Source organism: Sulfurovum sp. bin170 (assembly GCF_010892395.1).
Taxonomy (GTDB): domain Bacteria; phylum Campylobacterota; class Campylobacteria; order Campylobacterales; family Sulfurovaceae; genus UBA1140.
Window position 1 is genome coordinate 1 of sequence record NZ_JAACKB010000378.1, and the last position, 14,819, is coordinate 14,819.

The following is a 14,819-nucleotide window of genomic DNA, read 5'->3' on the forward strand; positions in this document are numbered from 1 at the left end:
ACGCCGATTCCGAAAATGCAAATTGCATATAAGGAAACGATGGCTTCAGCCTCGCTAATTCATTGGCATTGGGCTGAAGCCATCGGTTCCTAGTTTTGCAAGATGTCTATTAATGTCTCTTAGCATCTGAAAATATCTGCTATAATAACCCAAAAAAACAGGTAGCCAAATGTTCCAAAACCTCCTAAAATTCTTCATCACCAACGCCAGAATGAACTACCTCCTCTTTATCTTGGTATTTCTCACAGGTGTCTATAGCTACACCAAAACCCCAAAAGAGATATTTCCCTCATTTGAACTAGATATGGTATCTATCTCAGGAGGCTACACAGGGGCATCCATTGATATTCTGGACAAGATGGCAGTCAAGAGAATCGAAGATGAAGTGAAAAACATCGATGGTATCAAAGAGTTATCTACCATCATCTCTCCTGCACGATTTAACATAATAGTAGAGCTTGAAAAACGCGTAAACAAATACAACACAGCCAACAAAATCAAAGATGCCATCAGCATCACCAAGCAGTATCTACCTGATGATATGAATGAGCCGATGGTCAAGGTACTCACTACAGGTAAAAGATTGTTGAGTGTTGCGATTAGCAGTAAAACGGCTGACCATGCCAAGCTCATTGGCTCGGCTAAGATACTCAAAGAGCAAATCACCAATCTCAAAAATATCTCCGAAGTGACCATCTATGGCGATGCCGAAATCTACTATGATATTAGCCTAAACTCAGGGAAGATTCAAGCATTGGGGATTGATGAGAATGGCATCGCTTCTGCCATCAGGGGACTCTCCTATATCTACCCTATTGGAAAAATAGAAGATAGCACAGGTGGTCACTTCTATATCTCGACCTACAATGGCAAAAAAACAGCCCAAGGTCTACTAGAGAGCCAGATGATGGTTCAGGGAAAACGGTTCTACCTAAAAGATATTGCCACTGTGACCAAACGGTATGAGGATTCAGCTTCGCTCTTCTCTGTAGATACCCAAAATGCCATTGATGTGGCTATCGGTATGAGTGACTCAGGTAATGCACTGGAAATTTCTAAAGAGGTATCGGCTATTGTCAAAAGACTCAATCTTCAAAATGAGCAACTCACCTACCTCATCCATGATGACTACTCTGTGCGTATAAAAGATAGGCTCAATATTGTAGTATCCAATATCCTACTAGGTCTTATCCTTATCTCTTTTTTGGTCATGGTACTTATAAACACACGGATGTCCTTTGTTATCTCTTTGGGTATCCCCACCTCATTTGTGATGGGGGCTTTTTGGCTCTATGCCTCAGGCTACAGCATCAATATGATTTCATTAATTGGGGTGCTTATTGCTTTGGGAATTATCGTCGATGATGCCATTGTGGTGAGTGAAAATATACAGCAACATATCGAAGCAGGAATTGAACCCAAAGAGGCGGCGATTGTGGGGGCAAAAGAGATGTTTAAGCCTGTTACCATCGCTTCCTTGACCACGCTCTTTGCTTTTATCCCTGCACTGATGATAGGTGGAACACTAGGGGAGGTGATGAAGCTTATCCCTATCACTGTTTCGGTGTTGGTCTTGGCTTCACTTATTGAGTCTTTTGTCTTTTTGCCAATACACGCAGCACATATCCTAAAAAAAGAGAGCAAACCTCTGGATTGGGGAAAAGCAAATCGAATATATAGTCTTATTATCCACTACCTTATCCATTTCAAAAAGACCTTTCTACTTATATTTCTGCTACTCGTGCCTATCGGTATCATTATGGGTATCAAAGCAAGTAAATTTCAAATGTTCCCCAAGTTTGACTCTAGCACCGTCACCCTCACCCTAAAAGCCAATGTCAACAGCACCACCGAAGAGACGCACAGAATTTTAAAAGAGATAGAAGAGGATTTGTATGCCAAAAAAGAGCAACTCTATATCGAACATATCGGAGCCGTGGCAGGTTGGCGACGAGATAGTGGAGGCAATAGCGAAACCTACCCCTATGTGGGACAGATAAAGATAGAGCTACAGAAACTCAAAGCCCAAAATTTTATCGATGCCTATATCACCCCAACTCTTAGCTTCTACTATGATGAGACTAACCGAATTAGAGAGAAGAAATCAGCTATCATCTCAGTAGAGTTACGAGAGTTTTTAAAAGAGCATAACTACAAAGAGAGATTTAATCTAACCGATATAGATATTGTAGAGAAAAAAGTGGGTCCAATCAAATCGGACATCAAGATAGGACTTATCTCCAATGACAATGCTAAAGTGATAAACTACATGCAACAGCTGAGAAGTTCACTCCTTGCCCTTGATGGTATCGTCTCGGTTGATGATGGTATGAAGTTTGGGATAGATGAGATAAAACTCAAAGTCAACAGCTATGGTGAGTCACTGGGAATCAATGAACAACAGCTAGGACAACTGCTATCCAATATGTACCTAGAGCGAAAAGTAGCTATCGCTTTTGATGCTACTGACCTACTAGAGATTCGTATCAAACGAGACAACAAGGACTCCATCGAAGCCCTGAAAAATTTTGAGATAAACTTAGGAGAGTTGGGAACGGTACGACTCAAAGAGGTTGTAGAGTTTCAAAAAGTCAAATCATTTGAGAAAATCATCAAAGATTTTGGAGAGAAAAACTTCTATATCTACGCCAATGTCAATAGTAAGATTATCACAGCCAATGAGGCGATAGCAAAAATTCAACCCCTCCTCGACACTATCAAAGCTGATGGCATCAAACTAAAGTTTAAAGGGGAACAGGAGAAACAGAAATCCCTCAAAAACGACATGATGGCAGCCTCTGCACTGGCGATGATACTTATTATGCTCTCCATGCTCTATCTTTTTAACTCTTTTAGAGAGACATTTATGATGATGTCGGTGATTCCTTTCTCATTTTTAGGAGTCTTGGCAGGTCACTTTATACTCGATATTAACCTAAGCCTCTCTTCTGTTATCGGTACACTAGGACTTGCAGGAGTCGTTATAAATGATGGAATAATTATGATGATAAATTTGAAAAAAGCGACTAATATAGAGGAGATTTACCACCATGCGAGTAAACGATTTCGACCGATTATCTTAACAACCATTACCACGCTTATCGGTCTATCTAGTCTTATATTTTTTCCAACTGGTCAAGCAGTTATCTTTCAGCCGATGGCGATTGCTCTTGGATTTGGGCTACTTTGGGGAACAGTTTTGAACCTGCTCTATCTACCTGTTTTATATGTGGTTTTGAGCAAAAAAAGATTAATATCGTAGGGTCGGTAACACCGACCAAATTGAATCCATTTTATACTCAAAAATTTATTTACCAGACTTAGCAGGAGTAAGTGTCACCTTATCATAATCAACCATTCCTGTACCAACAGGGATAAGCCGACCAATAACGACATTCTCTTTCAAATCTTCAAAGGCATCAATGGTACCTGCAACAGATGCAGAGGTCAAAACCTTTGTTGTATCTTGGAACGAAGCAGCAGAGATGATACTATCTGCACCAACAGCCGCTCTAGTAATACCAATAAGTAGTGGTTCAGCAATAGCAGGTTCACCAAATAGTTTAATTACTTTTTTATTCTCAACTACAAACTTCTTCTTAGAGATTAAATCATTATCAATAAATTTACTGTTCCCTGAATCAACTATTTTCACCTGTCTCATCATCTGAGAGACAATAATTTCGATATGCTTGTCAGAGATATTAACCCCTTGTCTACGATAAACCTTCTGTACCTCTTCTACAATATACTCATAGAGTGCTTTCTCCCCAAGTGTAGCAAGAATATCATGACTAGAGATTGTACCATCGGTGAGTTTTTCACCTGTGTGTACAAAATCACCCTCTGCAACAACAACTGTTCTCTGCTTGTCCATAAACTGCTCAACCATTCTACCCTCTTCATCGGTTAGAATAAGTCTCTTTTTACCTCTAAGTGGCTTTCCAAAACTTACAGTACCGTTGATTCGAGCAATATGTGCTGGGTCTTTTGGTCTTCTAGCTTCAAACAGCTCGGATACTCTTGGAAGACCTGATGTAATATCACTTGATTTCTGTGCAGCTTTTGGTGTTTTTGCCAAAATATCAGCAATACCTACTCTATCTCTATCGTTAACATAGATAGAGGTTTTAGGGTCAAGTGCATAAGTGACCAGCTCACCATCATCTGTAGCCAATACAATAGCTGGCTTATAAGAGCTAGGGATATACTCATTTAGAGTAAGCCTACTCTCACCTGTCAACTCATCAAACTGCTCAACGGCAGTAACACCTGCTACAATATCTTCAAATTTAACCGTACCATTTGACTCTGCTATAATAGGCACAGTATATGGATCCCACTCAGCGATAACAACTTGATTGTCACTCTCTGGTGCTGCGATAAGGTCACCTCTTGATAGAACTGTATTATCTTCTAGTTTCACAAGAGAACCTCTTGCAATATAGTGTCTTGCAGCTTCTCTATCATTCTCATCAACAATAACAGCAAAGAGACCTTTTTCCTCTACGAACTCTCCCTCTTTGATGCTCTTAATTCTCTCAATATAATCACCTTTTAGAAGGAAATACTTAACTGTACCTTTCGCCTCTGCATAGATATTTTGAGTAACAGGAGCACCATCATCAACTTTAAGCTCACTAGCAAATGGGATACGATTAGGCACAGACCAAGCCTCTTTGATAACCTCAACAATAGAGTCACCCTCTTCAATAAGCTCTCCATCCTCATAAGGGATAAATAGTTTACCATCAACTTTTCCACCAACACCTGCTAGTTCATTGGTCTTGGCTATATCAGATTTCCTAACCGTATATTTCTGCTCTTGAGCTCCCTGCTGAACTGTCAAAAATATCTCATCATGAGACTGAATAATAGAGATTCTGCCTCTTGTTAAAGATTTAACTTTTGGCTCAACGAGAAGGACACCTGCATTTCTTCTGTTTGATACAAGTAGTTTATCTTCAGAGTTTTTATAAACATTCAAGTTATAATAACGGATAAACCCTTCCTTATTAGCGATAACCTGTCTCTCCTCTTTACCAGCAGAAGCTGTACCACCTGTGTGGAATGTACGAAGTGTAAGCTGTGTACCTGGTTCACCAATAGATTGTGCCGCAACAACACCAACTGCCTCACCAATTTTTACAATCTTGTTCTCTGCCATGTTTAAACCATAACATTTGGCACATATTCCTCTTGGTGCTTTACAAGTTACGGATGTTCTAATATTAACAGAGCGAACACCAGCATCCGTAATCAACCTAGAGAGTCTATCATCAATCATTGTACCTTCACTCACCAATACCTCGGAGGTAATAGGGTCAATAACATCTTTTGCAATAACTCTACCATAGATTCTGTCTGCTAATGGCTCAATCATCTCATTACCAACAAAAATATCAACTACATCAACCCCCTCATGAGAGCCACAATCATGCATGATAACCTTTACATTTTGTGCAACATCAATAAGTTTTCTAGTCAAATAACCAGCACTCGCTGTCTTCATCGCGGTATCTGCAAGACCTTTTCTAGCCCCGTGAGTTGAGATAAAGTACTCTAGTACATTCAGACCTTCACGGAAGTTTGAGGTAATTGGTGTCTCAATAATAGAACCATCAGACTTTGCCATAAGACCCCTCATCCCAGAGAGCTGTCTAATCTGAGCAGCCGAACCTCTAGCACCTGAATCTGCCATCATATGCACAGAGTTGAATCCCTCTTTATCTTTTTTGATAAGAGTCATAAGCTCACCTGCTACGGCGTTGTTGGTATCTGTCCAGATATCAATAATCTTATTATATCTCTCCTGCTCTGTCAAAAGCCCCTTGGTATACTGCTTCTGAATCTCAACAACTTGCTCTTTTGCATCTATTACCATCTGCTCTTTTTTCTCTGGAACTTTGATATCATCAATAGAGATTGATACACCTGATTTTGTTGCATATTTAAAACCAATATCTTTTAGGGCATCAAGGAACTCGGATGTATATGAGATACCACTCTGTGCATAGATATAATCAACCAGAGCTGATATATCTTTTTTCTTCATCAATTTATTCCAATAACTCTCTGGAACATAGTCAGGAATAATATCATTTAGTATAACTCTACCAGCAGTAGTGGTCACAATCTTACCACCAATGACTGTTCTAATCTTAGCATTGATATCCAGTCCACCCTGCTCATTGGCAATTGTAACCTCATCAACATTGGCAAATAGTTTATGCTCACCAACAACATCTATCTTCTCAAGAGTCAAATAGTAGAGACCTAAAATCATATCTTGAGAAGGGACAGCAATCGCTTTACCTGAAGCAGGAAGCAGAATATTCATAGAACTCAACATCAAAATCTTAGCCTCTGCAATAGCTTCTGAAGAGAGTGGAATATGTACAGCCATCTGGTCACCATCGAAGTCGGCATTGAACGCTGCACAGACAAGAGGGTGAAGCTGAATCGCTTTTCCATCAATAAGCTTTGGGTGAAAAGCCTGAATAGAGAGCTTATGCAGAGTAGGCGCTCTGTTTAGTAGGATTGGATAGCTATCAACTACATCCTCCAGACACTCCCACACTTCATTGCTTTTATTCTCTATCATCTTCTTCGCCTGTTTTAGAGTTGTCGCATATCCTCTCTCTTCAAGCTTGGCCATAACATGTGGCTTAAATAGCTCAACCGCCATAACTTTAGGTAGTCCACACTCATCCATCTTTAGATTCGGTCCAACAACAATAACAGACCTACCAGAGAAGTCAACTCTCTTACCAAGAAGGTTCTGTCTAAATCGACCCTGCTTACCTTTAATCACCTCTGAGAGTGACTTAAGTGGTCTCTTGTTAGCACCCTTTACAGAGTTTCCTCTTCTACCATTATCAAAAAGTGCATCAACAGACTCTTGAAGCATTCTCTTCTCATTTCTAACAATAATTTCAGGAGCGTCTAGCTCTACTAATCTTTTGAGTCTCTGATTTCTGTTGATAACTCTTCTATAGAGGTCATTAACATCAGAAACTGCAAACTTACCACCATCAAGACTCACAAGAGGTCTCAAATCAGGTGGCATAACAGGCAAAATAGTAAGCATCATCCACTCTGGTCTGTTTCCTGAATCAAGAAAAGCCTCAATAACTTTTAGTCTTTTGACAATAGTCTTCTTCTTAGCTTCAGATTTTGTAGCTAAAATATCCTCTTTTAGCCCTGCAAACATCTCCACCAAATCTAAATCACCCAAAAGCTCTTTGACTACCTCTCCACCCATTCTAGCATCCAACCCAGACTCTGGGAAGCGTTGTGTGATAGATTGATACTGCTCCTCATTAAGAACATCAAACTTCTCCAAAGGTGTTGAACCTTCACTATCATAAGCCGCCATTCCTGGCTCTTTTACGATATACGCCTCATAGTAGAGTACTCTCTCTAAATCTTTCATCTTTACACCAAGAAGTGTTCCGATTCTTGATGGTAGTGAAGAGACATACCAGATATGAGCAACAGGAGCTACCAAATCAATATGCCCCATTCTGTTTCTTCGTACTTTCATTGTGGTAACCTCTACACCACACTTCTCGCACAGAACGCCCTTGTATCTCATCTTCTTATATTTTCCACAGAGACACTCATAGTCTCTAACAGGTCCAAATATCTTAGCACAAAAGAGACCGTCTCTCTCGGGCTTTAGTGTACGATAGTTGATAGTCTCAGGCTTTTTAACCTCTCCATAAGACCATGACAGAACTTTCTCTGGACTAGCAACACGAAGTTGCATCGCCATAATATCCGTCGGTCTATCTTCACTTGTCAAATCAATAGGGTTTAAACTGTCTAAAAAATCACTCATTATATGGCTCCCTCTTCTTTTTTCTTCTCATACAGGTCTACATCCAATCCAAGTGCTTGAAGCTCCTTGGTCAAGACAAACATTGTCTCAGGTACACCCGACTCTGGTACTGACTCACCTCTAGTAAGAGCTCTATAAGCTTTGGTTCGTCCATCAACATCATCTGACTTGATAGTCAACATCTCTTTTAGAATATGTGCCGCACCATAAGCCTCCAATGCCCAGACCTCCATCTCTCCAAATCTCTGCCCACCAAATAGTGCTTTACCACCAACTGGCTGTTGAGTAACTAGAGAGTATGGTCCAGTTGACCGTGCATGAACCTTCTCATCAACAAGGTGGTGAAGCTTAAGCATATACATATAGCCTACATTGACTCTCTCCAACATCTTCTCACCTGTCTTACCATCATAAAGTTCGGTCTTACCATCAGCATCCATCTTTGCCAATTCAAATAGCTTGTCGAACTCTTGTTGATTGGTTCCCTCAAACACTGTTGTTGCGAACTTAACACCATTTGCCCAGTCTCTAGCATAATCTATAAGTTCCTCATCAGTTATCTTCTCTAGTGTCTCTTTTGCATTCATCAACTTAGCAACATCAGCAATCTCTGTCATCTTCTCTCGAAGATCTGTTATCATGCTCTCTCTCTGCTCATCAAACATCTCTTGGAGTTGTGCACCAAGCTTCTTGCCTAGCATCCCTAAGTGAACTTCAAGAATCTGACCAATATTCATACGAGATGGAACTCCTAGTGGATTCAAGATAATATCAACAGTTTTTCCATCTTTGGTATAAGGCATATCTATCTCAGGAACAATATTGGAGACGATACCTTTGTTTCCATGTCGTCCTGCCATCTTATCACCAACTTTTAGCTTTCGCTTTGTTGCAACATATACAAGCACTTTCTTTGTTACACCATTTGGCAAGATGTCATCTTTTTCCAAGATATAGAGCTTCTCCTCATGTGCCTCTTTAAGTTTTTTCTTCTGTCTTTGAAAGTAGTTCTTAGCTGAGTTATACTCTGACTGAACCTTAGAACTATAGGATTGAACAACTGAACGCAGAGCAAATCTATTGACACCTATGATAACATCAGCAGAAATCTTATCTCCAATCTCATACAGCTCATCTTCAATTGTCACATCATCAATAAGTTCAGCCCTAGATAACATAGTAGCAATTCTAAGCAACTCCTCTCTATCAATCATCAAAAGTTTATCATGATGCTCCCCATCAAGAACAGCTTTCTCCTCTTCATATGATTGAACTGCTCTTGCATCTTTCTCTTGACCCTTTTTGATAAAGACCTTGACATCTACAACAATACCCTCCATAGAGGCTGGACAGTAGAGTGATTTATTTACCACATGACCCGCTTTTTCACCAAAAATAGCTCTAAGTAGTCTCTCCTCTGGTGTTGGTTTAATCTCACCCTTTGGCGAAACCTTACCTACCATAATCATCCCTGGTTTAACATGTGTACCAACTTTAATAATTCCACTCTCATCAAGGTGAGTGAGTTCATCTTCACGAATATTTTGAATATCTCGAGTAATCTCCTCAGTACCATGCTTAAGCTCTCTAGCCTCTATCTCTTTTTCATAAGTGTGAATAGAGGTAAAGGTATCTTCTCTTAGAATCTTCTCTGAGAGAACAATCGCATCCTCATAGTTATACCCATACCAAGGCATAAAAGCAACCATACAGTTTTTACCAATTGCAAGTTCACCCATATCCATATTGGGTCCATCAGCGATAACTTGACCAGCCTTAACTACATCACCAAGATTTGCTGTTGGTGACTGGGTAAAGGTGGTATTTTGGTTGGTTCTCATATTTTTTTCCATCGGATAGTGGTCAATATATACCCCACTATCATCTTCACCTAAGATATAGATATTTTTAGAGTCAACTTTTTCAACTTTTCCTGGTCGTTTAGCCTTGACCGATTCCCAAGCATCACGGCTCACTATCGCCTCCATACCAGTTCCCACCATTGGTGCATCGGTTTTGAGTAGAGGAACTGCTTGTCGTTGCATGTTTGAGCCCATCAAAGCACGGTTGGCATCATCGTGTTCCAAGAATGGAATAAGCGCAGCAGCACTTCCTGAGACCATAAGTGGAGATATATCAATTAGTGAAACTCTTTTTGTCTCATTGAGCAGAATCTCACCATTACATCTTGTCTCAATCAGTTCATTAACAATCTTCCCATCAAGAACCTCTGTTGAAGCAGGAGCGATAACTAAATCCTCCTCTTGTGTAGCAGTTAAATAGACTATCTCTTTACTTATAACACCATCTTTTACTTTGTTATATGGTGCTTCGATAAATCCTAAATCATTTACCTTTGCATAGGTTGCAAGGGTGTTAATTAGACCAATATTCTGACCCTCTGGGGTCTCAATTGGACAGATTCTACCATAGTGAGTTGGGTGAACATCTCGAACTTCAAAACCTGCTCTCTCTTTGACAAGACCACCCTCACCGAGTGCTGATAATCTTCTTTTATGCGTTACTTCAGAGAGTGGATTTGTCTGATCCATAAACTGTGATAACTGACCAGATGAGAAAAACTCCAAAATAGTGTTCGTAATCATCTTGGAGTTTACCAAATCATGAGGCATCAACTCATCAAGTGTACCAGAGAGTGTTGTCATCTTATCTCTAATCGCTTTTTGCATTTTGGTAAGTCCGTTATAAAGCTCATTACCAAGAAGCTCACCAATCGCTCTAATTCTTCTGTTTCCAAGGTGGTCTCTATCATCAATATGACCTGAACCATTTTTGACTTTTGATAGATACTTAACCGTATGGATAATATCATCAGCCGTCATAACCGTTACATACTCAGGAACATCAAGACTAAGCTTATGGTTCATCTTCATTCGTCCAACTTTTGTCAAGTCATATCTCTCTGGATCAAAGAAGAGTTGACGGAGGAAATTTTTCGCAGCCTCTGCTGTTACAGGTTCCCCTGGTCTCATTACCTTATAGATACGAATAGCTGCTAGTTGATTTTCATCTTCTATCTCTTCTGTCTGCTTAAGCAGTCTAAGCGACTCATGATCTACAATAAACGACTTAATAATGGAATCATCAGCCCCCTCTGCCAAATCATCTGCAATAGTAAAGCTCTCAATACCTGCATCAATAATCTTTTTGAGTTTCATCTCATCAAGAGAGGCTACCACATCATAAATAATCTCTCCACTTTCATTGTCTATAATTGGAGTTGCTAAGTGTCTATCTATAAGAATCTCCAATGGATACTCTACCCACTTCAAACCATCATCAATTAACTTTTGAGCTTTTTTCTTTGTTAATCTTTTTGCAGCTGCCACAACAATATTACCATCAAGATCACGAACTTCATAAGGAGCCCGACCAGCAAAGTCCTCTACAGAGAATTTCGTTGCAAATCTGTTATCTCTTACAAAAACCTCTTTGTTATCATAAAAGAGCTTCATAATATCCTCTTTGGAATAATCCAATGCTCTAAAGAGAATAGTTACAGGAATCTTTCTTCTCTTGTTGATTCTAGCATACAAAATATCTTTTGCATCATACTCAAAGTAGAGCCATGAACCACGATCTGGAATAATCTGTGCAGAGTAGATAAGTTTATTGACAACAGTTGCTGCCTCTTCTTCTTTAAATATAACACCAGGAGAACGGTGAAGTTGGTTTACAACAACTCTCTCAACACCATTGATGATAAATGATGTTCTGTCCGTCATAAGTGGAATATCTCTTACAAAAACAGCCTGTTCTTTAATCTCTTTTGGGTCAAGCTTCTCTCCTGTTTTTTCATCTCTATTCCAGATAGTCAGAGAGATATTCATCTTAAGTGATACAGAGTAGGTAAGACCTCTCTCCATACACTCTCTAATCGTATATCTAGGTTGTACTATAGTAGAACCTTTATACTCCAGAGTAAGTCTATTTTGTTGGTCATTTAGTGGGAAAACTGAACGAAATACCTTTTCAATGGTTGATTCAGTTCTATTTTTCGCATCAATCATTAGAAAATCATCATATGATTTCTGTTGTAGTTGAAGTAGGTTGGGAACAGCAATTTGTCGAGGAGTTTTTGAAAAATCGACTCTAAGTCGATTTCCAGAGTGTAAAGAGTTTAACATGGGCAAACCTCATTTTAATATTATGTTTATGTTATTGATGGAATGTATATTAGGTATTTTACCTTTCGTAGATATACAAAAAAACTATTGCACAATAGCTTGTCACTATATCCTGTTGAATCTCGTAGGGTGGTGCTTTGAAAGCCCACCAAAACAGATGGTGGGCATAAATGCACCACCCTACAGAGTAAACAAATTAGTCTCTAATTACTTAAGTTCGCACTCAGCACCAGCTTCTTCAATCTCTTTTTTAATTGCTTCTGCTTCATCTTTAGAGGCAGCCTCTTTAAGAGTAGTTGGAACATTTTCAACTGCTGATTTTGCCTCTTTAAGACCAAGCCCAGTGATTTTTCTTACTACTTTAATAGCAGCAATTTTCTTAGCACCTGCACCTGTAAGAACTACATCAAACTCTGTCTGCTCTTCAACCTCTTCTGCTACTGCACCACCTGCTACTACTGTAGCTTGTGCAGATACACCAAATTTCTCTTCAAACTCTTTTACTAGCTCTGAGAGCTCTAATACTGACATGTTTGAGATAAACTCTAATACATCTTCTTTTGTTGTTGCCATTTTTTTTCCTTATTATCGTTTCATTTTATTCATATCGGACTTCTTGGAATCGGAGGCTTCAGCCCCGAAAGAGACGAGGCTAAAGCCATCGTTTCCTAGAAGTTTTTCTAGTTTTCTTTCTCGTTCCCATCCGTCCTCGGTGGGAATGCATACGAGAATTTGGCGATGCTCAAAAGCACCACCCTACGCCTCTTCTTCTAGTTTCTCAGCTAATGCACTCATACCAATTGTAAAGTTCCGCACTGGTGCATTCCAAACATTAAGTAACATACCGAGAAGTTCATCTCTACCTGGAAGTTTAGCCATCGCATTAATTGTATTAATATCAGCAACTTTTGACTCTATTACCCCAGATTTGATTGAGAAGTTATCTTTGTTGGCTTCAGCAGATTTATCAGCCACTTTACAAGTAGCAATCTGATCTTCACCCCAAATAAAAACATTTGTATTTACAAGCTCCATCTCTTCACATCCTGCATTTTTAAGTGCAATTCCTGCTAAAGTGTTTTTTATAACTCGTACCTGTACGGCATTTTCTCTAGCTAATGCTCTTACACCCTCTAACGCCTCAACAGTCATACCTTTGTAATCACATACGATTACAGCACCCTGTTCTGCAAATGCAGTTGATAGTTCATTTACAATAGCTTCTTTTTCTGTTCTAGTCATTTTTTCTCCTTCCGACCTCTAAAAGGGTATTGTTTTCACAATCTGCTCTCTCTTTCAAGAGAACTAATTAAGCTCTCGCCCCTATTATCTTTAGTCTAAGATTATATATGCTAAGCATAAAGGAAAAAACATTTGTTGTAGGGGCAGAGCAAAGTCTCTGCCCTCCACTTCAAATGCTCTAAGCTTTAGGCTCTTTTATCTATCCAAACAGAGGGTAGACACATCGGTCTACCCCTACATTTTTATATCTAAAAGATAGACACATGGGTCTACCCCTACGCTTTTATATCCAAAAGTTCTGCCGTATCCATAGTAACAGCTGGACTCATAGTCAAAGACAATGCTCCATTAAGAATATATCTACCTTTTGCTGCGGCTGGTTTTGATTTGTTAATAATCTGCATAAAAGTTATAAAATTCTCAGCAATCTTCTCTGCACCAAAACTCACTTTACCAATACCTGCATGGATATTACCTTTTTTATCAACTCTAAAGTTAACTTTTCCACCTTTTGCCTCTGTAACAGCTTTTGTTACATCCATAGTCACAGTACCTGTCTTAGGGTTAGGCATAAGACCTTTTGGTCCCAAGATTCTAGCTACTTTACCAAGTTGTCCCATCATATTAGGTGTTGCAATTACAGTATCAAAGTTAATAATACCCTCTTTAATCTGAGCAATTAAATCATCTGTTCCAACAATATCAGCACCTGCTGCTTTTGCCTCATCAGCTTTATCATCTTTTGCAAATACAGCAACTCTTACAACTTTACCTGTACCATTTGGTAAAATTACCGAACCTCTAACCATCTGGTCAGCATGTCGTGGGTCAAGATTTAGGTTTAATGCTATCTCAACAGTCTCATCAAACTTTGCTGATTTTAATTTTGGAAGCAGTGCCACTGCATCTGCTACAGAGTATTTTTTTTCACTATCTATTTTTTCTAAGAGCGCTGCTCTTTTTTTACTTACTTTTTTTGCCATCTATCTCTCCACGATATATTATCAATAAATCTCCCACTATTCTGTGGTGTAGGGTCGGTAACACCGACCATAAAAATTATAAACACAAATTATTTGTATTGTTCGATTTCATCGAACCTACGCAGTAACCTCTACACCCATACTTCTACAAGTACCCATTATGATTTTTGCTGCCATTGCTTTATCATCTGTATTTAAATCAGCAATTTTCTGCGCTACAATCTCATCAATTTGAGCAGTAGTCAGACTTCCTACTTTATTTTTAAGTGGATTATCTGAACCACTTTTTAAGTTTGCTGCTTTCAAGATAAGCTCTGATGCAGGTGGTTGCTTAGTCTCAAATGTAAAACTTCTATCTGCATAAACAGTCACTTCAACAGGAATTTTGAACCCTGCCTTATCTTTTGTTCTCTCGTTAAATGCTTTACAAAATTCCATAATATTCACACCCCGTTGACCAAGTGCAGGTCCTACTGGTGGTGATGGATTGGCTTTTGCTGCAGGAATCATCATCTTGAACTTTTCAGTTACTTTTTTTGCCATCATTATCTCCTTAGATTAAATAGTTTTAGATTAAATAAAAACTTGAGTAATAAAAACTTA

At 39.1% G+C, this 14,819-nt stretch carries 7 protein-coding genes; 1 reads left to right on the top strand and 6 read right to left on the bottom strand.

Annotated features, from left to right (window positions below; all coding sequences use genetic code 11):
• The first annotated feature begins 169 nt into the window (after positions 1 to 169).
• Entirely contained in the window at positions 170 to 3,262 is a 3,093-nt protein-coding gene (locus tag GSY74_RS08970) for an efflux RND transporter permease subunit (RefSeq protein ID WP_164664767.1), read from the top strand.
• 45 nt (positions 3,263 to 3,307) lie between these two features.
• Here GSY74_RS08970 and rpoC read toward each other — a convergent pair whose 3' ends face one another.
• The 6 genes from rpoC to rplK form a co-directional block, all read right to left on the bottom strand.
• Positions 3,308 to 7,843, bottom strand: coding sequence for a DNA-directed RNA polymerase subunit beta' (gene rpoC / locus GSY74_RS08975; protein WP_164664768.1), 4,536 nt, complete (start codon positions 7,841 to 7,843; stop codon positions 3,308 to 3,310).
• Positions 7,843 to 11,991, bottom strand: a complete 4,149-nt coding sequence (gene rpoB, locus GSY74_RS08980; RefSeq protein WP_164664769.1) for a DNA-directed RNA polymerase subunit beta — start codon at positions 11,989 to 11,991, stop codon at positions 7,843 to 7,845. The genes rpoC and rpoB overlap by 1 nt, the downstream gene beginning before the upstream one ends.
• Positions 11,992 to 12,198: 207 nt before the next feature.
• Positions 12,199 to 12,564 (bottom strand): 50S ribosomal protein L7/L12, encoded by a 366-nt coding sequence (gene rplL / locus GSY74_RS08985; protein ID WP_164664770.1) that lies wholly within the window; start codon positions 12,562 to 12,564, stop codon positions 12,199 to 12,201.
• A gap of 183 nt (positions 12,565 to 12,747) precedes the next feature.
• Complete coding sequence (rplJ, locus tag GSY74_RS08990; RefSeq protein WP_164664771.1) at positions 12,748 to 13,233, bottom strand: 50S ribosomal protein L10; 486 nt, start codon at positions 13,231 to 13,233, stop codon at positions 12,748 to 12,750.
• A gap of 275 nt (positions 13,234 to 13,508) precedes the next feature.
• Positions 13,509 to 14,216 carry a 50S ribosomal protein L1 gene (gene rplA, locus GSY74_RS08995; RefSeq protein ID WP_164664772.1) on the bottom strand — a complete coding sequence of 236 codons (708 nt, stop codon included), beginning with the start codon at positions 14,214 to 14,216 and terminating at the stop codon, positions 13,509 to 13,511.
• A 117-nt stretch (positions 14,217 to 14,333) separates the two neighbouring features.
• Positions 14,334 to 14,759 carry a 50S ribosomal protein L11 gene (rplK, locus tag GSY74_RS09000; RefSeq protein WP_164664773.1) on the bottom strand — a complete coding sequence of 142 codons (426 nt, stop codon included), beginning with the start codon at positions 14,757 to 14,759 and terminating at the stop codon, positions 14,334 to 14,336.
• Between the last annotated feature and the right edge of the window lie 60 nt (positions 14,760 to 14,819).

What these genes read in the sequence shown, in the direction of transcription:
- GSY74_RS08970 (WP_164664767.1), top strand. Translation starts at nt 170, where the DNA reads ATGTTCCAAAACCTCCTAAAATTCTTCATCACCAACGCCAGAATGAAC.
- rplK (WP_164664773.1), bottom strand. Translation starts at nt 14,759, where the DNA reads ATGGCAAAAAAAGTAACTGAAAAGTTCAAGATGATGATTCCTGCAGCA.
- rpoB (WP_164664769.1), bottom strand. Translation starts at nt 11,991, where the DNA reads ATGTTAAACTCTTTACACTCTGGAAATCGACTTAGAGTCGATTTTTCA.
- rplJ (WP_164664771.1), bottom strand. Translation starts at nt 13,233, where the DNA reads ATGACTAGAACAGAAAAAGAAGCTATTGTAAATGAACTATCAACTGCA.
- rpoC (WP_164664768.1), bottom strand. Translation starts at nt 7,843, where the DNA reads ATGAGTGATTTTTTAGACAGTTTAAACCCTATTGATTTGACAAGTGAA.
- rplL (WP_164664770.1), bottom strand. Translation starts at nt 12,564, where the DNA reads ATGGCAACAACAAAAGAAGATGTATTAGAGTTTATCTCAAACATGTCA.
- rplA (WP_164664772.1), bottom strand. Translation starts at nt 14,216, where the DNA reads ATGGCAAAAAAAGTAAGTAAAAAAAGAGCAGCGCTCTTAGAAAAAATA.